This is a genomic window from Streptomyces sp. NPDC090442 (genome assembly GCF_044769405.1).
Lineage (GTDB): Bacteria > Actinomycetota > Actinomycetes > Streptomycetales > Streptomycetaceae > Streptomyces.
Genome location: NZ_JBIVXW010000020.1, coordinates 42,378 through 64,332 on the forward strand (window position 1 = coordinate 42,378; position 21,955 = coordinate 64,332).

The window sequence follows — 21,955 nt, forward strand, 5'->3', positions numbered from 1 at the left end:
GCTTTAGACACCCCTCATCAGCAGGGTCGCGGCGACGAGAACGGCGGCCCCGCCCAGCATCTGGGCCGCGTACGAGCGGACGAAGCCGGTCTGCAACTGCCGCAGCCGGCTGGAGAGTCCGCCCATCGCGGCCGCCGTGCCGTTGACCGCGCCGTCCACCAGGGAGTGGTCCAAAGAGACCAGCGTGCGGGTCAGATGCCCGCCGCCGCGCACCAGGACGACGTGGTTGAAGTCGTCCTGGAGCAGATCGCGGCGGGCGGCCCGGGTCAGCAGCGAACCACGCGGGGCGGTCACCGGGACCTCCTTGCGGCCGTACATCAGCCACGCGAGGCCGGCGCCGAGGACCAGCACCACCATCGTGGCGGCGGTGACCACGCCGGCGCCCACCGGGGAGTGGCCCTCCGCGAAGGAGGTGACCGGCTCCAGCCAGTGCACGAAAGCGTCGCCCACGCTGAACAGGCCGCCGGCGAAGACCGACCCGACGGCCAGCACGATCATCGGGAGCGTCATCGACTTCGGCGACTCGTGCGGATGGAACTCCGCCGGGTCCCACCGCTTCTCGCCGAAGAACGTCATCAGCATCACCCGCGTCATGTAGAACGCGGTGATCGCGGCGCCCAACAGGGCCGCGCCGCCGAGGATCCAGCCCTCGGTGCCGCCGCGCGCGAACGCCGCCTCGATGATCTTGTCCTTGGAGAAGAAGCCGGACAGGCCGGGGAAGCCGATGATGGCCAGGTAGCCGAGCCCGAAGGTGACGAAGGTGATCGGCATGTGCTTCCGCAGGCCGCCGTAACGGCGCATGTCCACCTCGTCGTTCATCCCGTGCATCACCGAGCCGGCGCCGAGGAACAGCCCCGCCTTGAAGAAGCCGTGGGTGACCAGGTGCATGATCGCGAAGGCGTAGCCGATCGGGCCCAGCCCGGCGGCCAGGACCATGTAGCCGATCTGCGACATCGTCGAGCCGGCCAGCGCCTTCTTGATGTCGTCCTTGGCGCAACCGACGATCGCACCGAACAACAGGGTGACCGCGCCGACCGCGACCACCGCGGCCTGGGCGGTGGGCGCGGCGTTGAAGATCGCCCCGGAGCGGGTGATCAGATACACCCCGGCGGTGACCATGGTGGCGGCGTGGATCAGCGCCGACACCGGGGTCGGGCCCTCCATCGCGTCGCCCAGCCAGGACTGGAGCGGCACCTGCGCCGACTTGCCGCAGGCGGCCAGCAGCAGCACCAGCCCGATGGCGGTCAGCTTCCCCTCGGAGGTGTGGCCGACGGCGCCGAGCACCGGGCCGAACGCGAAGGTGCCGAAGGTGGTGAACATCAGCATCACCGCGATCGACAGGCCCATGTCGCCGACGCGGTTGACCAGGAACGCCTTCTTCGCGGCGGTGGCCGCGCTGGGCTTGTGCTGCCAGAACCCGATGAGCAGGTACGACGCCAGGCCCACGCCCTCCCAACCGACGTACAAGAGGAGGTAGTTGTCGGCGAGGACCAGCAGCAGCATCGCCGCCAGGAAGAGATTGAGGTAGCCGAAGAAGCGGCGGCGCCGCTCGTCGTGCTCCATGTAGCCGATCGAGTAGAGGTGGATCAGCGAGCCCACGCCCGTGATCAACAGGACGAAGGTCATCGACAACTGGTCGAGCTGGAAGGCCACATCGGCCCGGAAGCCGCCGACCGGGATCCAGCTGAACAGGTGTTGGTGCAGGGTGCGGTGCTCGGCGCCGCGGCCGAGCAGGTCGACGAAGAGCACCACCCCGACGGCGAACGACGCCACCGCGAGCAGCGAGCCGATCCAATGGCCGGCGCGGTCCAGGCGTTTGCCGCCGCACAACAGCAGGGCCGCACCGACCAGCGGTGCCGCGACGAGCAGCGCGATCAAGTTCTCCACTTTGTGCGACCCCTTACAGCTTCATCAGGCTGGCGTCGTCGACCGAGGCCGAATGACGGGTGCGGAAGATCGACACGATGATGGCCAGGCCGACCACGACCTCCGCCGCGGCGACGACCATCGTGAAGAAGGCGATGATCTGGCCGTCGAGATTGCCGTGCATCCGCGAGAAGGTGACAAAGGCGAGGTTGCAGGCGTTCAGCATCAGCTCGATGCACATGAACACCACGATGGCGTTCCGCCTGATCAGCACGCCGGCCGCGCCGATGGTGAACAACAGGGCGGCGAGGTAGAGGTAGTTGACCGGGTTCATTTCTGGGCCCCCTCCTTGGGCGCCGCGGGGCCGGGCCGCTTCCGCTGCGACTTCTCGACCGGACCGGACTCCCGCCCCAGCCACTCCTCGGACCGCTGCTCCAGCGCCTTCAGTTCGGCCAGCGACTGACCGGAGACGTCCCGGACCTGGCCGCGCTCCCGCAACGTCGGACTGACCGTCAGCTCCGAGGTGGTGCCGTCCGGCAACAGGCCGGGGATGTCCACGGCGTTGTGCCGGGCGTAGACCCCTGGGGCCGGAAGCGGCGTGACCTGCTTGCCCTCGCGGATGCGGGCCTCGGAGAGCTCCCGTTGGGTCCGGGCGCGCTCGGTGCGCTCCCGGTGGGTGAGCACCATCGCGCCGACCACCGCGGTGATCAGCAGCGCGCCGGTGATCTCGAAGGCGAAGACGTACTTGGTGAAGATGAGGGCGGCCAGGCCCTGCACGTTGCCGCCGGCGTTGGCCTCGCCCAGGCCGTTGAACTCCTTGAGCGAGGCGTTGCCGATCCCGGCGATCAGCAGGATGCCGAAGCCCAGGCCCAGGCCGGCGGCGAGCCACCGCTGGCCCTTGAGAGTCTCCTTCAGGGAGTCCGCGGCGGTGACGCCGACCAGCATCACCACGAAGAGGAAGAGCATCATGATCGCGCCGGTGTAGACCACGATCTGCACGATGCCGAGGAAGTACGCGCCGTTGGCCAGATAGAAGATCGCCAGGACGATCATGGTCCCGGCGAGCGAAAGGGCGCTGTGCACCGCCCGCTTCATCAGGATCGTGCACAACGCTCCGGCCACCGCGACGATACCCAGGAGCCAGAACTGCACGGCCTCCCCCGAGGAGGTCGTGGTGGCGGCGAGCCCCGTCATGCGCGCGCCTCCTTGCCCTGGGCGTCCTGCGTTTCGGCCGCGTCCTTTGGCCGCTCGCCGCGGGAGAGGGCGACCTGACGGACCGTGCCGGGCGCGGCCTCGGTCACCAGCCCGCTGTAGTAGTCCCGTTCGGTCATGCCCGGGTAGATCGCGTGCGGGGAGTCGACCATCCCCTCCGACAGGCCCACCAGCAGCTCTTCCTTGGTGTAGATGAGCGACTCCCGGGAGCGGTCGGCGAGTTCGTACTCGCCCGTCATGGTGAGCGCGCGGGTCGGACAGGCCTCCACGCACAGGCCGCACAGGATGCAGCGGAGGTAGTTGATCTGGTAGACGGCGCCGTACCGCTCGCCCGGGGAGTAGCGCTCCTCGTCGGTGTTGTCGGCGCCCTCCACGTAGATCGCGTCCGCCGGGCAGGCCCAGGCGCACAGCTCGCAGCCGACGCACTTCTCCAGCCCGTCCGGATGGCGGTTGAGCTGGTGCCGGCCGTGGAAACGCGGCGCCGTCGGCTTCTTCTCCTCGGGGTACTGCTCGGTCAGCCGCTTCTTGAACATGGCCTTGAAGGTCACGCCGAAGCCGGCCACCGGGTTCTGGAACTCAGGCACCGTCGCCCCCCTTTCCGTCGCTCTCATTTCCGTCACTCACAGTGTCCACCCGACCACTGACAATCAACTCCCCGTCCCGGCGCGGCCGTCGGCGCGGCACCGGTGGCAGGTGCTGCCCGGGCAGCGGGGGTACGGGGAAACCGCCGGCCGTCGGGTCGAAGGCGGCGTCCCCGTCGCCCTCCCGCTCCGGCTCGATCCGCCGGAAGAAGTCCACGAGCAGCGAGACCAGCAGCAGCGCCACCGCGCCGCCGCCCACGTAGAGCACGATCCGGGAGAAGTCGAAGCCCTCGTTCTTCAGCGCCCGGACGGTGGCGACCAGCAGCAGCCACACCACCGACACCGGGATGAGGACCTTCCACCCCAGCCGCATCAACTGGTCGTAGCGGACCCGGGGGAGCGTGCCACGCAGCCAGATGAAGAAGAACAGCAGGAGCTGCACCTTGATGACGAACCAGAGCATCGGCCACCAGCCGTGGTTCGCGCCCTCCCAGAACGTCGAGATCGGCCAGGGCGCCCGCCAGCCGCCCAGGAAGAGGGTGGTCGCGACCGCCGAGACGGTGACCATGTTGACGTACTCGGCGAGCATGAACATCGCGAACTTGATGGACGAGTACTCGGTGTTGAAGCCGCCGACGAGGTCGCCCTCGGACTCCGGCATGTCGAACGGCGCCCGGTTGGTCTCCCCCACCATCGTCGCGATGTAGATGAGGAACGACACCGGCAGCAGCAGCACGTACCACCGGTTCGCCTGCGACTCGACGATGGTCGACGTCGACATCGACCCGGAGTACAGGAACACCGACGCGAACGCCGCGCCCATCGCGATCTCGTAGGAGATCATCTGCGCGCACGACCGCAACCCGCCCAGCAGCGGATAGGTCGACCCGGACGACCAACCGGCCAGCACGATGCCGTAGATGCCGACCGACGCCGTGGCCAGGATGTAGAGGATGCCGATCGGGAGGTCGGTGAGCTGCATCGGGGTGCGGTGACCGAGGATCGAGATCTCGTTGTCCGCCGGGCCGAACGGGATCACCGCGATCGCCATGAAGGCCGGGATCGCCGCCACGATCGGCGCGAGGACGTAGACCGCCTTGTCGGCGCGCCGGACGACCAGGTCCTCCTTCAGCATCAGCTTGATGCCGTCGGCCAGGGACTGGAGCATCCCCCAGGGGCCGTGCCGGTTGGGGCCGATCCGCAACTGCATCCAGGCGACGACCTTGCGTTCCCAGACGATCGAGAACAGCACCGTCAGCATCAGGAACGCGAAGCAGAACACCGCCTTGATGACGACCAGCCACCACGGGTCGCGCCCGAACATCGACAGGTCCTCCTGGGCGGCCAACGCGACCACCGGAAAACCGGGATGCTGCATCATGCGTCCTCCTCCTTGGCCGGCACCGGCGTACCGGGGACAGCGGAGAGCCTCACCAGCTCACCGGGGTGCGCCCCGGTGTCGGCGGCGACGCCACCCCCCACGGAATTCAGCGGCAGCCACACCACCCGGTCGGGCATCTGCGTGACCCGGAGCGGCAGGTGGACCGCGCCCGCCGGCCCGGTGACCGCCACCAGATCGCCGTCCCGCACGCCGTTCTCCTCGGCGGTCGCCGGCGACAGCCGGGCGAGCGCGGCGTGCCGGGTGCCGGCCAGCGCCTCGTCGCCCTCCTGGAGCAGCCCGCGGTCCAACAGCAGCCGGTGCCCGGCCAGGACCGCCTCGCCGCTCGCCGGACGGGGCAGCGGCCGCCCCGTCTCCCGGGGTTCGCCCGCGTACGGGCCGCCCCAGGTGCCGAGCCGGTCCAACTCCCGGCGCACGGCGGTCAGATCCGGCAGGTCCAGGGCCGCGGCGCCGTCGTCGACCGCGGTCATGGCGTCGGCCAGCATCTGCACCACCCGGGCGTCGGACGGGAGTTGCCGCCGGGTCATCTGGTCCGGCTTGAGCGCCGGCTCGAACGGGCGGGCCCGGCCCTCCCAGTTGAGGAAGGTGCCGCCCTTCTCGACCACCGCCGCCACCGGCAGGACCACGTCCGCCCGCTGCGTCACCGCGGAGGGCCGCAGCTCCAGGCTGACCAGGAACCCGACCTCGTCCAGGGCCGTCAACGCCCGCGCCGGGTCGGGCAGATCGGCCACCTCCACGCCCGCCACCAGCAGGGCGGCCAGCTCACCGGTGGCCGCGGCCTCGATCATCTGGCCGGTGTCCCGACCGTGCCGGTGCGGCAGCGCGGCCACGCCCCAGGCCGCGGCGACCTCGTCCCGGGCCACCGGGTCCGTCGCCGGCCGACCGCCGGGCAGCAGCCCCGGCAGCGCCCCGACCTCGACGGCGCCCCGCTCCCCCGCCCGCCGCGGCATCCACACCAGGTGCGCGCCGGTGGCGGTGGCGGTGCGCAGCGCGGCGGTCAGCGCCCCGGGCACCGTCGCCAGCCGCTCGCCGACGACGATCACCGCGCCGTCCGCGCGCAGCGCCTCGGCCGCGGCCCGCCCCTCGCCGTCCAGGCCGACACCGCCCGCGAGGGCGTCCAGCCACTCCGTCTCGGTGCCGGGCGCGGCCGGCAGCAGCCGCCCGCCGGCCTTGATCAGCCCCCGGGTGGCGTGGCTGGCCAGCCCCCAGGTGCGCTGGCCGCGCCTGCGGTGCGCCTTGCGCAGCCGCAGGAAGACGCCGGGCGCCTCCTCCTCCGCCTCGACACCGGCCAACAGGACGGCCGGCGCCTGCTCCAGCGAGGCGTAGCTGACGCCCTCCCCCGTCCCCAGGTCCCGGCCGCGGCCGGCGACCCGGGCCGCGAGGAAGTCGGCCTCCTCGACGCTGTGCGGCCGGGCCCGGAAGTCGACGTCGTTGGTGCCCAGCGCGACCCGGGCGAACTTGGCGTAGGCGTAGGCGTCTTCGACGGTCAGCCGGCCGCCGGTCAGCACGCCGGCCCGGCCCCGGGCCGCGGCCAGCCCGCGCGCCGCGGCGTCCAGCGCCGCCGGCCAGCTCGCCGGCTCCAGTTCACCGGAGTCGGCGTTGCGCACCAACGGGTGGGTCAGCCGGTCCCGCGCCTGCGCGTACCGGAAGGCGAACCGGCCCTTGTCGCAGATCCACTCCTCGTTGACCTCGGGGTCGTTCGCCGCCAGCCGCCGCAGGACCTTGCCGCGCCGGTGGTCGGTACGGGTCGCGCAGCCGCCCGCGCAGTGTTCGCACACCGACGGCGAGGAGACCAGGTCGAAGGGGCGGGAGCGGAAGCGGTAGGCGGCCGAGGTGAGCGCGCCCACCGGGCAGATCTGGATGGTGTTCCCGGAGAAGTACGACTCGAAGGGGTCGCCCTCGCCGGTGCCGACCTGTTGGAGGGCGCCCCGCTCGATCAGCTCGATCATCGGGTCACCGGCGATCTGGTTGCTGAACCGGGTGCACCGCGCGCACAGCACGCACCGCTCGCGGTCCAACAGCACCTGCGTGGAGATCGGCACCGGCTTGGCGAAGGTGCGTTTCCTGCCCTCGAAGCGGGTGTCGGGGTCGCCGACCTGCATCGCCTGGTTCTGCAGCGGGCACTCGCCGCCCTTGTCGCAGACCGGGCAGTCCAGCGGGTGGTTGATCAGCAGCAGCTCCATCACGCCGCGCTGCGCCTTCTCGGCCACCGGGGAGGTCAGTTGGGTCTTCACCACCATCCCGTCGGTGCAGGTGATGGTGCACGAGGCCATCGGCTTGCGCTGGCCCTCGACCTCCACGATGCACTGCCGGCAGGCGCCCGCCGGGTCCAGCAGCGGATGGTCGCAGAAGCGCGGGATCTCGATGCCGAGGAGTTCGGCGGCCCGGATGACCAGCGTCCCCTTGGGGACGGAGATCCCGATGCCGTCGATCGTCAGGGTGACGAGGTCCTCCGGTGGCACCGCCGCCGCCCCGCCCCCGTCGGGGGCATTGGTCGTGACGGTCATGCGTTCACCCCCAGGTGAGCGTTGTTGCCGGCCCAGAGGGTCGACTTGGCGGGGTCGAAGGGGCAGCCCTTGCCGGTGATGTGCTCCTCGTACTCCGCGCGGAAGTACTGGAGCGAGGAGAAGATCGGCGAGGCGGCGCCGTCGCCGAGGGCGCAGAAGGACTTGCCGTTGATGTTGTCGGCGATGTCGGCGAGCTTGTCGAGGTCCTCCGGCCGGCCCCGGCCGGCCTCCAGGTCCCGGAGCAACTGCACCAGCCAGTACGTCCCTTCACGGCACGGCGTGCACTTGCCGCAGGACTCGTGGGCGTAGAACTCGGTCCAGCGGGTGACCGCCCGGACCACGCAGGTGGTCTCGTCGAAGCACTGCAGCGCCTTGGTGCCGAGCATCGAGCCGGCCGCGGCGACGCCCTCGTAGTCGAGCGGGACGTCGAGGTGCTCGTCGGTGAACATCGGGGTCGAGGAGCCGCCCGGCGTCCAGAACTTCAGCCGGTGGCCGGGGCGCATCCCCCCGCTGAGGTCCAGCAGTTGGCGCAGGGTGATGCCCAACGGGCCCTCGTACTGGCCCGGGTTGGCGACGTGGCCGCTGAGCGAGTAGAGCGTGAAGCCCGGGGACTTCTCGCTGCCCATCGTCCTGAACCAGTCCTTGCCCTTGTTGAGGATCGCGGGAACCGAAGCGATGGATTCGACGTTGTTCACCACAGTGGGGCAGGCGTAGAGGCCGGCCACCGCGGGGAAGGGGGGACGCAGACGGGGTTGGCCGCGACGGCCCTCCAGGGAGTCCAACAGGGCGGTTTCCTCACCGCAGATGTACGCGCCGGCACCGGCGTGCACCGTGACGTCCAGATCGAGGCCCGAGCCGAGGACGCCCCTGCCGAGGAAGCCCGCCGCGTACGCCTCGCGCACGGCCTCGTGCAGCCGGCGCAGGACGGGCACCACCTCACCGCGGAGATAGATGAAGGCATGGTTCGAGCGGATGGCGTGCGCCGCGATCACGATGCCCTCGATGAGGGCGTGCGGATTGGCGAAGAGCAGCGGGATGTCCTTGCACGTCCCGGGCTCCGACTCGTCGGCGTTGACGACGAGATAGTGCGGCTTGCCGTCGCCCTGCGGGATGAACTGCCACTTCATCCCGGTCGGGAAGCCCGCGCCGCCGCGGCCGCGGAGCCCGGAGTCCTTGACGTAGGCGATGACGTCGTCCGGGTCCATGGCCAGCGCCTTCCGGGCGCCCTCGTAGCCCTCGTGACGCAGATAGGTCCGAAGCGTCCAGGACTCGGGCTCGTCCCAGAAGGCGGACAGGACGGGGGCGAGGACCTTCTCCGGGCTGGTGGCTCCCTGGGGGTGCGGCCGGGAGGCCCCGCCGAACTCGGCTGCCACGGTCATCACTTCCCCTCCTCGTGGTGCGGACCGGCGGCCCCGTCACCGCGGGGCGGTGCCCCCGCGTCCGGGGCCCCGGCCTCGTCGGACGGGCGGTCCGCGGTGGTCCGCGGGGCGACGACGTGATCGGCGTGGCCCGGCGTCTCGCCCCTGGCCAGGCGGAGCCCGACCAGCGAGGCGGGGCCGGCGCCGCCGGTCGCCGCGACGGCGCCGGGCCGCTCGTCGGGGAAGCCGGCGAGGATCCGCGCGGTCTCCTTGAAGGTGCACAGCGGGGCGCCGCGGGTGGGCTCGACACTCCGCCCGGCCCGCAGGTCGTCGACCAGCTTCCGGGCCGAGCCGGGCGTCTGGTTGTCGAAGAACTCCCAGTTGACCATCACGACGGGCGCGAAGTCGCAGGCCGCGTTGCACTCGATGTGTTCGAGGGTGACCTTGCCGTCCTCGGTGGTCCCGCCGTTGTCGACGCCGAGGTACTGCTTGAGGTCCTCGAAGATGGCGTCGCCGCCCATCACCGCGCACAGGGTGTTGGTGCAGACGCCGACCTGGTAGTCGCCGCCGGACTCCCGGCGGTACATGGAGTAGAAGGTCGCCACGGCGGTGACCTCGGCGGTGGTGAGCCCGAGTTGCTCGGCGCAGAAGCGGATGCCGGTGCGGGTGACGTGGTCCTCCTCGGCCTGGACGAGGTGGAGCAGCGGCAGCAGCGCCGAGCGGGAGTCGGGATAGCGGGCGATCACCTCCCGCGCGTCGGCGGCCAGCCGGGCCTTGACGTCGGCCGGGTAGTCGGGGGCCGGAAGCTGGGGCATCCCCAGTTGGACGTCCTTGGGTGCCGGAGTGGCGTTCACCGGTCGACGCCTCCCATCACGGGGTCGATGGACGCGACGGCGACGATGACGTCGGCGACCTGGCCGCCCTCACACATCGCTGCCATGGCCTGCAGGTTGGTGAAGGAGGGGTCGCGGAAGTGCACCCGGTAGGGGCGGGTGCCGCCGTCGCTGACCGCGTGCACGCCCAGCTCGCCCTTGGGCGACTCGACGGCGGCGTACGCCTGTCCCGGCGGGACCCTGAAGCCCTCCGTCACCAGCTTGAAGTGGTGGATCAGGGCCTCCATCGAGGTGCCCATGATCTTCTTGATGTGGTCGAGGGAGTTGCCGAGACCGTCCGGGCCGAGGGCGAGCTGGGCGGGCCAGGCGATCTTCTTGTCGGCGACCATCACCGGCCCCGGCTCCAGCCGGTCCAGGCACTGTTCGACGATCCGCAGCGACTGCCGCATCTCCTCCAGCCGGATCAGGAACCGGCCGTAGGCGTCGCAGGTGTCGGCCGTCGGCACCTCGAAGTCGTACTCCTCGTATCCGCAGTACGGCTGCGCCTTGCGCAGATCGTGCGGCAGGCCGGCCGAGCGCAGGACCGGGCCGGTGGCGCCGGTGGCCATGCAACCGGCCAGGTCGAGATAGCCGATGCCCTCCATGCGGGCCTTGAAGACCGGGTTGCCGGTGGCCAGCTTGTCGTACTCGACGATGTTCTTGCGCATCTTCTTGACGAAGGCGCGGATCTGCTCGACGGCGCCGGGCGGCAGGTCCTGGGCGAGGCCGCCGGGGCGGACGTAGGCGTGGTTCATCCGCAGGCCGGTGATCAACTCGTAGATGTCGAGGATCAACTCCCGGTCCCGGAAGCCGTAGATCATGATGGTGGTGGCGCCCAGCTCCATGCCGCCGGTGGCGATGCACACCAGGTGCGAGGAGAGCCGGTTGAGCTCCATCAGCAGCACCCGGATCACGGTGGCCCGGTCCGGGACGTCGTCGGTGATGCCGAGCAGCTTCTCCACCGCCAGGCAGTACGCCGTCTCGTTGAAGAAGGGCGTCAGGTAGTCCATCCGCGTCACGAAGGTGGTGCCCTGCGTCCAGGTCCGGAATTCGAGGTTCTTCTCGATGCCGGTGTGGAGGTAACCGATGCCGCAGCGCGCCTCGGTGACGGTCTCACCGTCGATCTCCAGGATCAGCCGGAGCACGCCGTGGGTGGAGGGGTGCTGCGGCCCCATGTTGACGATGATCCGCTCGTCGTCGGACTTGGCGGCGGCCGCGGCGATCTCGTCCCAGTCGCCACCGGTGACGGTGTAGACGGGGCCCTCGGTGGTCTCGCGGGGGGTTGCGCGGGACGTCTGGCTGGGAGTGCTCATCAGGTGTACGACCTCCGCTGGTCGGGAGCCGGGATCTGCGCGCCCTTGTACTCGACGGGGATGCCGCCGAGGGGGTAGTCCTTGCGCTGCGGGAAGCCCTGCCAGTCGTCCGGCATCATGATCCGCGTGAGCGCCGGATGCCCGTCGAAGATCAGGCCGAAGAAGTCGTAGGTCTCGCGCTCGTGCCAGTCGTTGGTCGGGTAGACGTCCACGATCGACGGCAGGTGCCGGTCGGTGTCGGGGACCGCGACCTCCAGCCGGAGCAGCCGGTTGTGGGTGAGCGAGCGCAGGTGGTAGACGGCGTGCAGCTCGCGGCCGGCGTCGTCGGGGTAGTGGACGCCGCTGACGCCGGTGCACAACTCGAAGCGGAGCGCGGGGTCGTCGCGCAGGGTCCGGGCCACCGCCGGCAGGAACTCCCGCTGGATGTGGAAGGTGAGTTCGCCGCGGTCGACGACGGTCTTGTCGATGACGTTCTCGGGCACCAGGCCCTGTTCGTCGAGGGCGCCCTCCAACTCGTCGGCGATCTCGTCGAAGTCGCCGTAGCCGTCGGTGGCGCCCGGCCCGCCGTACGGCCGGGCGCTGGCCCCGGGCAGCCGGACGGTGCGGATCAGTCCGCCGTAACCGGAGGTGTCCCCACCGTTGTTGGCGCCGAACATCCCGCGGCGGGTGGCGATCACCTCGCCGGTGTCGTCGCGCTGCGCCGGGACGGCCTCCTCGGGGGCGTCCGGGTTCGGGGGGTTCGTCGGCTCGCTCACCGCAGCAGCCCCTTCTTCTCCGACCGGCAGGAGGTCTCGGCGGAGCGCCCCATCTCGATCAGCGGGAGCGCCTTGAGCGCCGCCGCCTCCTCGTCGCGCGCGGCCTGCACCGCGTTGACCCCGAGCTTCCCGGCCTGGATCTTCTTGTGGAGCTTGAGGATGGCGTCCATGAGCATCTCGGGACGGGGCGGGCAGCCCGGCAGATAAATATCGACGGGGACGATGTGGTCGACGCCCTGCACGATCGCGTAGTTGTTGAACATGCCGCCCGAGGAGGCGCAAACCCCCATGGAGATCACCCACTTCGGGCTCGGCATCTGGTCATAGACCTGCCGCAGGACGGGCGCCATCTTCTGGCTGACCCGGCCGGCCACGATCATCAGGTCGGCCTGCCGCGGGGAGCCGCGGAAGACCTCCATGCCGAAGCGGGCCAGGTCGTAGCGCCCGGCGCCGGTGGTCATCATCTCGATGGCACAGCAGGCCAGTCCGAAGGTCGCCGGGAAGACCGAGGACTTGCGCACCCAGCCCGCGGCCTGCTCGACAGTGGTCAGCAAAAAGCCGCTGGGCAGCTTCTCTTCCAGTCCCATTGGTGACCCCTAGTCCCATTCCAGGCCGCCACGACGCCAGACGTAGGCGTAGGCGACGAAGACGGTGAGCGCGAAGAGGAGCATCTCGACGAGCCCGAACAGTCCCAGGGCGTCGAAGCTGACCGCCCAGGGATAGAGGAAGACGATCTCGATGTCGAAGACGATGAAGAGCATCGCCGTCAGGTAGTACTTGATCGGGAAACGGCCGCCACCGGACGGATGTGGCGTCGGCTCGATTCCGCATTCGTACGCTTCGAGCTTGGCCCGGTTGTAGCGCCTGGGGCCGATGAGCGTGGCCATGACCACGGAGAAGATCGCAAAGCCTGCCCCGAGGGCTCCCAGTACGAGGATGGGCGCGTAAGCGTTCACCGTCCTCGCTCCCTTCAGTCGACGATGACTGGATGGCGGTCCGCTCGGGCTCGACTACCCCAGGTGATCGCGGATATGTGAGGCAGTTCACAAGCCCGATGCCCGCATCTTATGCCCGTCGGTCTGTGATCTGCGACACGGGGTAAGCCAACGCCTTTGTGATCTTCACCACCTGACGAAGGATCATGACATCGGATGACCGACATGCCCCGCACGCCAAGCGTGCAAGTGATCACCAGAGGTGACATTCGCCGGGGTTACCGCTGGTCAGCGCGGTGATTTCATTATCAAGACGCCTGCCGCACAGGCAAATTGGTGCTGGGCGGACGTCAACTGCTATATGCGCGGCGGTCGTAGACGTGATGCGGCCGTGACCCTGTCGTGATCGTCGGCGCGTGCTCGCGTTCACGAGCGGTGGCCGGATCTGCAGGGCGGCGGGGGTGGTTGGGGGCGGCGCGCGAACCGACGGTCGGTCACGGGAACATAACGGACACTCACGAGTGACCTATCCCACGCGATTTGAAGCCATAAGACCTTGACGGCCGGGAAGCCTTGGCGTGGCGGATCAAGAAGTGGTAGGCGCCCCGGGAGGCCGCGCTCGCCGCCAAATGCCGTGCGTAGGAACATGATCACGAAATTCGGACATCGCGTCAGCTCCGCACCGGCTGACGAAAAGTCCGTTTTATTCGCCAGGTACACATCAAGTGTGGTGCACCCCACCTTTGTTGGCAGCAACCAGCGGCTCCTGATAGCCGTGGTGCCATGTCCCCGAACGCACTCATACCCAGCCACCGGAAGCCCCGCCGCTCCGCGTCCTCGCGGGCCCTGCGTGCGGGCGTGACCGGTGGCTTCCTCACCCTCGCGGTGACCGGCGCGACCGTGCCGGCCAACGCCGCCGAGAAGCCCGTCTCCGAAACCCAGGAGATGCCCACCATCACCGCGGCGCTGGCCACCAGCGCCGCCAAGAGCGCCGACGCCGCCCAGCAGGCCGCGTTCAACTACGAGCGGCAGGCGCTCCAGGACGCCACGGAAGCCAAGGCCGACGAGACCGCGGGCAAGGCGAAGGCCGCCGCGGAGAAGAAGGCCAAGGCCGAGGCCGAGGCGAAGAAGGCCGCCGAAGAGGCCCGCCAGGAGAAGGAAGCCGCGCAGGCCCGCGCCTCCCGCTCCGAGACGCGCAGCGCGCTCTCCGCCGTCTCCGACTCCGGCTCCTCCTCATCCTCCTCGTCGCAGGCGACCGGCAGCGCCGCCTCGCTGGTGTCCTTCCTCAAGTCCCAGCTCGGCAAGGCGTATGTGCTCGGCTCCAGCGGTCCGTCCTCGTACGACTGCTCCGGGCTGACCCAGGCCGCGTTCTCGCAGATCGGCATCGACCTGCCGCGCGTCTCGCAGAGCCAGTCGACCGCCGGCACCCAGGTCGGCCTCGGCAACCTCCAGGTCGGCGACATCCTCTACTGGGGCAGCGCCGGCAGCGCCTACCACGTCGCCGTCTACGTCGGGAACGGCAACTTCATCGGCGCCCAGAACCCGAGCACCGGCATCGTCGAGCGCCCGCTCAGCTACGACATGCCCACCGGCGCGGTGCGCGTCCTCTGACACCACCGCGGCGCCCTACAGCGCGCACCGCGGAACCGCCCCTTCCCCGCTCGGGAGGGGCGGTTCCGTTATGCCCCCGAAGGGTCGGATATCCAACGGGTCACGCACTCAAGGGATCATCTCCCCCAAAGGGTCAGGAGAGTTGACCTGACCCGGACATGGCGGGGGATCCGACGCTCCGGGCCCCCGTGCGGGCCGCCCGGGCCACGGCTACGACGGCGGCCTACCAGCCCGCGCCGGCCGGCTGCCGGGTCGTGGCGTTGAGCCGGTTGAACAGGTTCGTCAACCCGACCATCAGGACCAGCGCCGCCAGTTGACGCGCGTCGAAGTGGTCGGCGGCCGCGTCCCAGACCGCGTCCGGCACCGGGTCGGGACGGTCCGCGAGCCGGGTCGCGGCCTCGGCGAGCGCCAGCGCGGCCCGCTCCTCGTCACTGAAGTAGGACGCCTCCCGCCACGCCGCGACCGTGCACACCTTGTCGTCGGCCACCCCCGCCTTACGGGCACTCTTGATCCCGCCGTCCACGCAGTAACTGCACCCGTTGATCTGGCTGACCCGCAGGTGCACCAGTTCCATCGTCTCCTGCGGCACCCCGCCGCTGCGGGCCGCCTCCGCCACGGCCAACAGCGGAGACAGGGCCTCCGGAATGACCGTCACGGGGTTCTGCATACGTGCGTCCATCGCTGCGCTCCTCACGGAAATCCACTCTTCTCACGGCAAACCGACCGGCGAAGCCCTGCCGGCTTCCCCGTCACTGCACCGACGGATCGCGCGCGGACGATGTGACGACGGGCCGGCCCCCGGGGAGGGGACCGGCCCGTTGAGGTCATCGCGCCCGGTCAGCGGGGCGCGACGGCGCATGCGGAGGCGGACACGTGCGAGGAGGGGCGGGCGCCCCGCCTCGTCACGCCTTCGGCGCGACCTTGCTCAGCCCGTTGATGATCCGGTCCATCGCGTCGCCGCCCGTCGGATCCGTGAGGTTGGCCAGCATCTTGAGCGTGAACCGCATCAGCAGCGGATGCGTCAGCCCGCGCTGGGTGGCGATCTGCATCACCTTCGGGTTGCCGATGAGCTTCACGAACGCCCGGCCCAGCGAGTAGTAGCCGCCGTAGGTGTCCTTGAGGACCTTCGGGTAGCGCTGCAGCGCCAGCTCGCGCTGGGCGTAGGTGGCCCGCGCCTGCGCCTGGACGATCACCTCGGCCGCGATCGCGCCGGACTCCATGGCGTACGCGATGCCCTCGCCGTTGAACGGGTTCACCAGCCCGCCCGCGTCGCCGACCAGCAGCAGACCCCGCGTGTAGTGCGGCTGGCGGTTGAAGGCCATCGGGAGGGCCGCGCCGCGGATCGGCCCGGTCATGTTCTCCGGCGTGTACCCCCAGTCCTCCGGCATGGACGCGCACCACGCCTTGAGGATCTCCCGCCAGTCCAACTCCCGGAAGGCGGAGCTGGAGTTGAGGATCCCGAGACCGACGTTGCTCGTGCCGTCGCCCATGCCGAAGATCCAGCCGTAACCCGGCAGCAGCCGGTCCTGCGCGCCGCGGCGGTCCCACAGCTCCAGCCAGGACTCCAGGTAGTCGTCGTCGTGCCGCGGCGAGGTGAAGTACGTCCGCACCGCGACGCCCATCGGCCGGTCCTCGCGCCGGTGCAGGCCCATCCCGAGCGACAGCCGGGTGGAGTTGCCGTCGGCGGCGACCACGATCGGGGCGTGGAAGGTCACCGGCTCCTTCTCCTCGCCCAACTTGGCGTGCACGCCGGTGATGTTCCCGGTCAGCTCGTTGACGATCGGGGCACCCACGTTGCAGCGCTCGTGGAGCCGGGCGCCGGCCTTCTGGGCCTGCCGGGCCAGTTGCTCGTCGAAGTCGTCGCGCTTGCGGACCAGTCCGTAGTCCGGGAAGGAGGCGAGTTCCGGCCAGTCGAGCTGGAGCCGGGAGCCGCCGCCGATGATGCGCAACCCCTTGTTGCGCAGCCAGCCGGCCTCCTCGGAGACGTCGATGCCCATCGCGATCAACTGCTTGGTGGCGCGCGGGGTGAGCCCGTCCCCGCAGACCTTCTCGCGCGGGAACGCGGTCTTCTCCAGGAGCAGCACGTCCAGACCGGACTTGGCGAGGTGGTAGGCGGTGGCCGAACCGGCGGGCCCGGCACCGACGACGATCACGTCCGCGCTGTGCTCCGATCGGGGTGTGGTCACGGACTCGGTCACGGACGCGGACTCGGTCACGGCGTTGTCTCCCGGAAGTCGGTAGCTGGCTCTGGCTCTGGCGCTTCGGAGCCCCGTCGCAGTCTATGAGGGCCGTGCTGATCGGAAACTGAAGGGTTGTCCACGGACGTCCGCGGCCGCGACGCCCCACCCCGCAGCCCGCTCACCCCCCGTAACCCGCCGCCTACGGAATTGACGAAAAACTGTCCGTCCGCGGCGCATCCATCGCCGCCCTATGAGTGTCTCAAGAGTCAGCGGCACGCCCATGTGGCCGCAACGCAGGGGTATTTGGAGCATCTACTTTGAAAATCGGCATCAAAGGCATCAAGGGCATCCGGCGCGCTTCCGCCGTGGCCGTCACCACCGGAGCCGTCCTGACCGCCGGGGCGTTCGGCTCCCAGGCGCAGGCCGCCGCCCTCCCGACCCCCACGATCACCGCCGCGGGCGGCTTCGTGATGAACAACGGCACCGGCTCGACGCTGTTCGCCAAGGCCGCGGACACCCGCCGGTCCACCGGCTCCACCACCAAGATCATGACGGCCCGGGTGGTGCTGGCCCAGAAGAACCTCAACCTGGATTCCAAGGTCACGATCCAGAAGGCGTACAGCGACTACATCGTCAACAACAACTGGGCCTCGTCAGCCCACTTGATCGTCGGCGACAAGGTGACGGTCCGCCAGCTCCTCTACGGGCTGATGCTCCCGTCCGGCTGCGACGCCGCCTACGCGCTGGCCGACAAGTTCGGCACCGGCTCGACCCGCGACGCCCGGGTGAAGTCGTTCATCGGCCAGATGAACACCACCGCCAAGAACCTCGGGATGAAGAACACCCACTTCGACTCGTTCGACGGAATAGGGCGTGGCAAGAACTACTCGACCCCGCGCGACCTGACCAAGCTGGCCGGCAACGCGATGAAGTTCTCCACCTTCCGCACGGTCGTGGGCACCACGTCCACCAAGCAGAAGGTCGCCACGAGCAACGGCGGCTACCGCTACATGTCGTGGACCAACACCAACAACCTGCTCAGCAGCTACAAGGGCACCATCGGCGTGAAGACCGGTTCGGGCCCGGAGGCCAAGTACTGCCTGGTCTTCGCCGCCACCCGCGGTGGCAAGACCGTCATCGGCACGGTGCTCGCCTCCCCGAACCTGAACAACCGCACCGCCGACGCCAAGAAGCTCATGGACTACGCCTTCAAGAAGTAACCACCGAACAGGCCGGCCACCACCCGCCGGCCGCCCCGCCGTAAAGCCAGAGGGCCCGTCCGCAGTTGCGCAACTGCGGACGGGCCCTCTGCGCGCCACCCCAATCCCACCGAGCCCGCCGGACAACAGCGAGCACGCTCGCATTTCGGTCCCCTCGCCCCCTCCGACCCCTCGCCCCTTCGGCGCCTCGGCGAACGGCCAACACGGGCCGGCACGTTGGCTCGCCCCGCCGGCCGGCTCGACTCCTGCCGGCGCGGGCTCACCTGCCGGCTCGACTTGCGCCGGCTCGGCTCTCCTCGGCGCGGGTGCGCCTACTGGGTTGACTCGTACCGGCTTGACCCGACCCCCGGCCGGCCGGGCTCGCACCTCACGGCCGGCCGGGTCCGCCGCACACAGCAGGCCGCCGGCTCCACCCTCGGCGGACCCGGCTCGGCCCTCGGCCGGCTCCGGCCCACCCGCGCCCGGTTTCCCGGCTGCCCGGCCCCATCTCGGCGCCCAGCCTCGGCCTAGGCCTCGGCCTCGGTAGGTGCGGCTCAGCCCTCCGCGGACTGCGGCTTGACGCCCCGGTGCAGCGCCACGATCCCGCCGGTCAGATTGCGCCAGGCGACCTCGGTCCAGCCCACGCCCTGGAGCCGGGCGGCCAACTCGGGCTGGTTGGGCCACGTGCGGATGGACTCCGCGAGGTAGACGTACGCCTCCGGGTTGCTGCTGACCGCACGGGCGACCGGCGGCAGCGCCCGCATCAGGTACTCGGTGTAGACGGTCCGGAACGGCGCCCAGGTCGGCTCGCTGAACTCACAGATCACCACCCGTCCACCGGGCTTGGTGACGCGGTACAGCTCGGCGAGCGCCGCATCGGTGTCCTGGATGTTCCGCAACCCGAAGGAGATGGTGACGGCGTCGAACACCCCGTCCGCGAACGGCAGCCGAGTCCCGTCCCCCGCCGTGAACGGCAGCCACGGGCGCCGCTTCTTCCCCTCCCCCAACATCCCGACCGAGAAGTCGCACGGCACGACGTACGCCCCGTTCTGCGCGAACGGCAACGAGGAAGTACCGGTCCCGGCCGCGAGGTCGAGCACCCGCTCCGCGGGCCGCGCGGCCACCGCGCGGTCCACCTCCTTGCGCCAGAGCCGCGCCTGGCCCAGCGAGAGCACGTCGTTGGTGAGGTCGTACCGTGCCGCCACGTCGTCGAACATCGCGGCGACTTCGTGCGGCTGCTTGTCCAGGGATGCTCGGGTCACCCGGCCATTGTCCACCGTGCCGAGACGGCCCCCGGCACCGGGCGCCCCGACCGACCCGCCACCCGGCCCGCACCCCGGGCCCGCGCTGCACCACGCCCCACGCCCCACGCCCCACGCCCCACGCCCCACGCCCCACGCCGCCCGATTCTGCGGGTGCGTCGCCCGCCCGACGGATCTCGGGGCCCGCCCGGCGGATCTCGGGCGTTGGCTGAGCGCACGGAAGTGACCGAGCGAACGGAAGTGATTGGTCGGGGACGGCCGTCATGCCCCCCTCTGACATTCCGGGCGGTCTAGCGGTGCGCAGTGCATCGTGAGCGGCCGGGCGACGGCCGTCCCCGCGAACATGATCTTTCCGGCCTGAATCGCCCACTCCGCTTCCGTTGACACCGCCCTGATGCACAAACGGCGCGCCTTGACGTGTTCTTGACGCTCGCATGCGCCTCTGCGCTTTGCACTCCCCTCCCGCGTCCGTCACTCCCCCGCGCGCCTCCCGCGCACACCCGACGTCTCCCGTCCGCCTCCTCCACCGTCGCCGCCCTGCCTCAGGAGTCCCGCGCCGCGCGCCTGCCGCACCTCCGGTCCGCTCTCCCCGCGTCGCGCCGCCTCCTCCTCTTACTCCGGCAACGATTACGGAGCGTGAAGTGTTCCCAACTTCGTTACGGAGTGCGAAGTTGGTGCCGCAGAGCGTGATGGGCGCAGTGATGGTGGTGGGGGTTGTGGGAGTGGTGATGGTGGTGGTGAGAGGTGTGGGGAAGTGCAGGTGTGAGGTGCATGTGGTGCGGGGTGGTTCAGCGGCGGCGGTGGAGGAGGCGGCCGGCGAGGACGGTGGCCAGGCAGGTGCCGTCCGGGGCGAAGACGGCGAAGTCGGCCGGGGCGCCCGGGGTGAGGCGGCGCGGTGCACCCGCAGGCGTTCGGGCGGGGGTGACGGTTTCGCGGAGGCCGGAGCGGTGGACCGCGGTGCGGACCGTGGGACGGGTGAACGGGCCGGCGAGGCTGGTGGTGCCGGCGGCCAGCAGGCGCTGGAGGCCGCGCCGGGCGCTGGCGCCCCAGCGGGCCTCGGTCATGGGGAGGGCGGCCAGCGCCGCGCCGGTCAGCGGCTCGGTGCCCAGTTCGGCGGCCTCGCGTGGATCGGGGTGGTAGGCGGCCTCCAACAGCGCCGCGCCGTCCGGTTCGTGGCGCCCCGGGGTCAGCGTCCCGTCCCACTCCCGGACCCGGGCCGTGCCGTAGGCCGCCACCAGTTCCTCGTACGGGCCGACGGCGGCCAGCCGGTCACCGTCGACGACGACCGCGTGCCCGAGGAGCGGCTCGGCGTCCTCGGCGGCGGTGAGCCGGACGGCTCGTACTCGATGCAGCGTCAGCATGGGCTTCCCGTGACCGTGGGTTCTCGTGACCGACTGGCGGGCTCTCGTGACCGGTTGACGGTCCGGTTCCGGATGTGCCCGCCTCGGACGTGTCCGGTTCGGACGTGGCGTGCCCCGCGGAATGACGTTGCCCCGCGGAATGACGTGGAGTGAAGCGGCATCACGCGGAACGACGGTGACGCGACCGGCCGCGGTCGGGCCGGCGGCCGGACGTCGCCAACCGCAGCCGCACGCCATCCGCAGCCGATCGTCAACCGCAGCCGCCCACCGGCCGGTTGGCGGTCGGTCGGCCGGTTGGTCGGCGGACGTCAGTTGGCGTCGATGAGCTTCAGTTCCGGGTGGGCGGTGCCGCCCTCGATGGCCGTCGAGGAGAGGTGCGAGACGACGCGGTCGTCGACCGGGTCGTTGGCCGGGTCGTCGTGGACGACCAGGTGCTCGTACGTCGTCGCGCGCTGCGCCGGGACCCGGCCCGCCTTGCGGATCAGGTCGATGATCTCCTGGCGGTTGGAGCGGTGCTTGGCGCCGGCCGAGGAGACCACGTTCTCCTCCAGCATGATCGAGCCGAGGTCGTCCGCGCCGTAGTGCAGCGACAGTTGGCCGATCTCCTTGCCGGTGGTCAGCCACGAGCCCTGGATGTGGGCGACGTTGTCGAGGAAGATGCGCGCGATCGCGATCATGCGCAGGTACTCGAAGAGGGTCGCCTGGGTCTGGCCCTTCAGGTGGTTGTTCTCGGGCTGGTAGGTGTACGGGATGAAGGCGCGGAAGCCGCCCGTCCGGTCCTGCACGTCGCGGATCATGCGCAGGTGCTCGATGCGCTCGGCGTTGGTCTCGCCGGTGCCCATCAGCATCGTGGACGTGGACTCCACGCCCAGGTTGTGCGCCGCCTCCATGATCTCCAACCAGCGCTCGCCGGACTCCTTCAGGGGCGCGATGGCCTTGCGGGGGCGCGCGGGGAGGAGCTCCGCGCCGGCGCCGGCGAAGGAGTCCAGGCCCGCGGCGTGGATCCGCTGGATCGCCTCCTCGATGCTCACCCCGGAGATCCGGGCCATGTGCTCGACCTCGGACGCGCCGAGGGAGTGGATGACCAGTTGGGGGAAGTCCTTCTTGATGGCCGCGAAGTGCTTCTCGTAGTACTCGACGCCGTAGTCCGGGTGGTGACCGCCCTGGAACATGATCTGGGTGCCGCCCAGCTCGACGGTCTCCGCGCAGCGCCGCAGGATGTCGTCGAGGTCGCGGGTCCAGCCCTTCCTGGTGTCCTTGGGCGCGGCGTAGAAGGCGCAGAACTTGCAGGCCGTCACGCAGACGTTGGTGTAGTTGATGTTGCGCTCGATGATGTACGTCGCGATGTGCTCCGTGCCGGCGTAACGGCGGCGGCGGACGGCGTCGGCGGCCTGGCCCAGCGCGTGCAGCGGCGCGGAGCGGTACAGGTCGAGCGCCTCCTCGGGGGTGATGCGGCCACCCTGTGCGGCGCGGTCGAGTACGGACTGGAGGTCGGCGTTCTCGGTCACCGGGGTGTCCCTTTCGGAGGCTGACAGTTGGCACTG

Annotated in this window: 18 protein-coding genes and 1 pseudogene; 2 read left to right on the forward strand and 17 right to left on the reverse strand. The window is 70.3% G+C overall.

The genetic code is table 11. The features are described 5' to 3' along the window. Positions 1-3: 3 nt before the first annotated feature. From nuoL to ACIQU6_RS16485, 12 genes are read right to left on the reverse strand one after another with little or no spacing between them, the layout of a single operon-like run. Positions 4-1,887, reverse strand: a complete 1,884-nt coding sequence (gene nuoL / locus ACIQU6_RS16430; RefSeq protein WP_403482306.1) for an NADH-quinone oxidoreductase subunit L — start codon at positions 1,885-1,887, stop codon at positions 4-6. A gap of 13 nt (positions 1,888-1,900) precedes the next feature. Then, the gene (gene nuoK / locus ACIQU6_RS16435; protein ID WP_403482307.1) at positions 1,901-2,200 is read right to left on the reverse strand and encodes an NADH-quinone oxidoreductase subunit NuoK; all 300 of its coding nucleotides are present in this window, start codon (positions 2,198-2,200) and stop codon (positions 1,901-1,903) included. Further along, positions 2,197-3,060 (reverse strand): NADH-quinone oxidoreductase subunit J, encoded by an 864-nt coding sequence (locus ACIQU6_RS16440; protein WP_403482308.1) that lies wholly within the window; start codon positions 3,058-3,060, stop codon positions 2,197-2,199. Before ACIQU6_RS16440 ends, nuoK begins: the two co-directional genes overlap by 4 nt. Continuing rightward, positions 3,057-3,662, reverse strand: a complete 606-nt coding sequence (nuoI, locus tag ACIQU6_RS16445; protein ID WP_403482309.1) for an NADH-quinone oxidoreductase subunit NuoI — start codon at positions 3,660-3,662, stop codon at positions 3,057-3,059. The genes ACIQU6_RS16440 and nuoI overlap by 4 nt, the downstream gene beginning before the upstream one ends. Beyond that, positions 3,655-5,040, reverse strand: a complete 1,386-nt coding sequence (gene nuoH / locus ACIQU6_RS16450; RefSeq protein WP_403482310.1) for an NADH-quinone oxidoreductase subunit NuoH — start codon at positions 5,038-5,040, stop codon at positions 3,655-3,657. The genes nuoI and nuoH overlap by 8 nt, the downstream gene beginning before the upstream one ends. After that, the gene (locus tag ACIQU6_RS16455; protein WP_403482311.1) at positions 5,037-7,565 is read right to left on the reverse strand and encodes an NADH-quinone oxidoreductase subunit G; all 2,529 of its coding nucleotides are present in this window, start codon (positions 7,563-7,565) and stop codon (positions 5,037-5,039) included. The genes nuoH and ACIQU6_RS16455 overlap by 4 nt, the downstream gene beginning before the upstream one ends. Beyond that, entirely contained in the window at positions 7,562-8,944 is a 1,383-nt protein-coding gene (nuoF, locus tag ACIQU6_RS16460) for an NADH-quinone oxidoreductase subunit NuoF (RefSeq protein ID WP_403482312.1), read from the reverse strand. The genes ACIQU6_RS16455 and nuoF overlap by 4 nt, the downstream gene beginning before the upstream one ends. Then, positions 8,944-9,738 carry an NADH-quinone oxidoreductase subunit NuoE gene (gene nuoE, locus ACIQU6_RS16465; RefSeq protein ID WP_403482378.1) on the reverse strand — a complete coding sequence of 265 codons (795 nt, stop codon included), beginning with the start codon at positions 9,736-9,738 and terminating at the stop codon, positions 8,944-8,946. Before nuoE ends, nuoF begins: the two co-directional genes overlap by 1 nt. Before the next feature lie 35 nt (positions 9,739-9,773). Next, positions 9,774-11,108: an NADH-quinone oxidoreductase subunit D gene (locus ACIQU6_RS16470; protein ID WP_403482313.1), complete on the reverse strand. Its 1,335-nt coding sequence runs from the start codon at positions 11,106-11,108 to the stop codon at positions 9,774-9,776. After that, complete coding sequence (locus ACIQU6_RS16475) at positions 11,108-11,863, reverse strand: NADH-quinone oxidoreductase subunit C (protein ID WP_403482314.1); 756 nt, start codon at positions 11,861-11,863, stop codon at positions 11,108-11,110. Before ACIQU6_RS16475 ends, ACIQU6_RS16470 begins: the two co-directional genes overlap by 1 nt. Then, positions 11,860-12,450 carry a NuoB/complex I 20 kDa subunit family protein gene (locus ACIQU6_RS16480; RefSeq protein WP_403482315.1) on the reverse strand — a complete coding sequence of 197 codons (591 nt, stop codon included), beginning with the start codon at positions 12,448-12,450 and terminating at the stop codon, positions 11,860-11,862. Before ACIQU6_RS16480 ends, ACIQU6_RS16475 begins: the two co-directional genes overlap by 4 nt. Positions 12,451-12,459: 9 nt before the next feature. Next, on the reverse strand, positions 12,460-12,819 hold the full coding sequence (locus ACIQU6_RS16485) for an NADH-quinone oxidoreductase subunit A (RefSeq protein ID WP_067349851.1): 360 nt from the start codon (positions 12,817-12,819) through the stop codon (positions 12,460-12,462). A gap of 762 nt (positions 12,820-13,581) precedes the next feature. On the opposite strand from ACIQU6_RS16485, the gene ACIQU6_RS16490 reads away from it, so the two are divergent. Further along, positions 13,582-14,409, forward strand: a complete 828-nt coding sequence (locus ACIQU6_RS16490) for a C40 family peptidase (RefSeq protein ID WP_403482316.1) — start codon at positions 13,582-13,584, stop codon at positions 14,407-14,409. Between the two features lie 223 nt (positions 14,410-14,632). Here ACIQU6_RS16490 and ACIQU6_RS16495 read toward each other — a convergent pair whose 3' ends face one another. After that, positions 14,633-15,088, reverse strand: a complete 456-nt coding sequence (locus ACIQU6_RS16495; RefSeq protein ID WP_403482317.1) for a carboxymuconolactone decarboxylase family protein — start codon at positions 15,086-15,088, stop codon at positions 14,633-14,635. A 223-nt stretch (positions 15,089-15,311) separates the two neighbouring features. After that, positions 15,312-16,688, reverse strand: a pseudogene (locus ACIQU6_RS16500) (geranylgeranyl reductase family protein); the annotation flags it as partial. A 218-nt stretch (positions 16,689-16,906) separates the two neighbouring features. On the opposite strand from ACIQU6_RS16500, the gene ACIQU6_RS16505 reads away from it, so the two are divergent. Continuing rightward, positions 16,907-17,809: a D-alanyl-D-alanine carboxypeptidase family protein gene (locus ACIQU6_RS16505; RefSeq protein WP_403482318.1), complete on the forward strand. Its 903-nt coding sequence runs from the start codon at positions 16,907-16,909 to the stop codon at positions 17,807-17,809. 533 nt (positions 17,810-18,342) lie between these two features. Here ACIQU6_RS16505 and ACIQU6_RS16510 read toward each other — a convergent pair. From ACIQU6_RS16510 to mqnC, 3 genes are all read right to left on the reverse strand, one after another. Further along, complete coding sequence (locus ACIQU6_RS16510; RefSeq protein ID WP_403482319.1) at positions 18,343-19,050, reverse strand: demethylmenaquinone methyltransferase; 708 nt, start codon at positions 19,048-19,050, stop codon at positions 18,343-18,345. Between the two features lie 788 nt (positions 19,051-19,838). Beyond that, complete coding sequence (locus tag ACIQU6_RS16515) at positions 19,839-20,411, reverse strand: imidazolonepropionase-like domain-containing protein (RefSeq protein ID WP_403482320.1); 573 nt, start codon at positions 20,409-20,411, stop codon at positions 19,839-19,841. Positions 20,412-20,719: 308 nt separating this feature from the next. Then, positions 20,720-21,919, reverse strand: coding sequence for a cyclic dehypoxanthinyl futalosine synthase (gene mqnC, locus ACIQU6_RS16520; protein WP_403482321.1), 1,200 nt, complete (start codon positions 21,917-21,919; stop codon positions 20,720-20,722). Between the last annotated feature and the right edge of the window lie 36 nt (positions 21,920-21,955).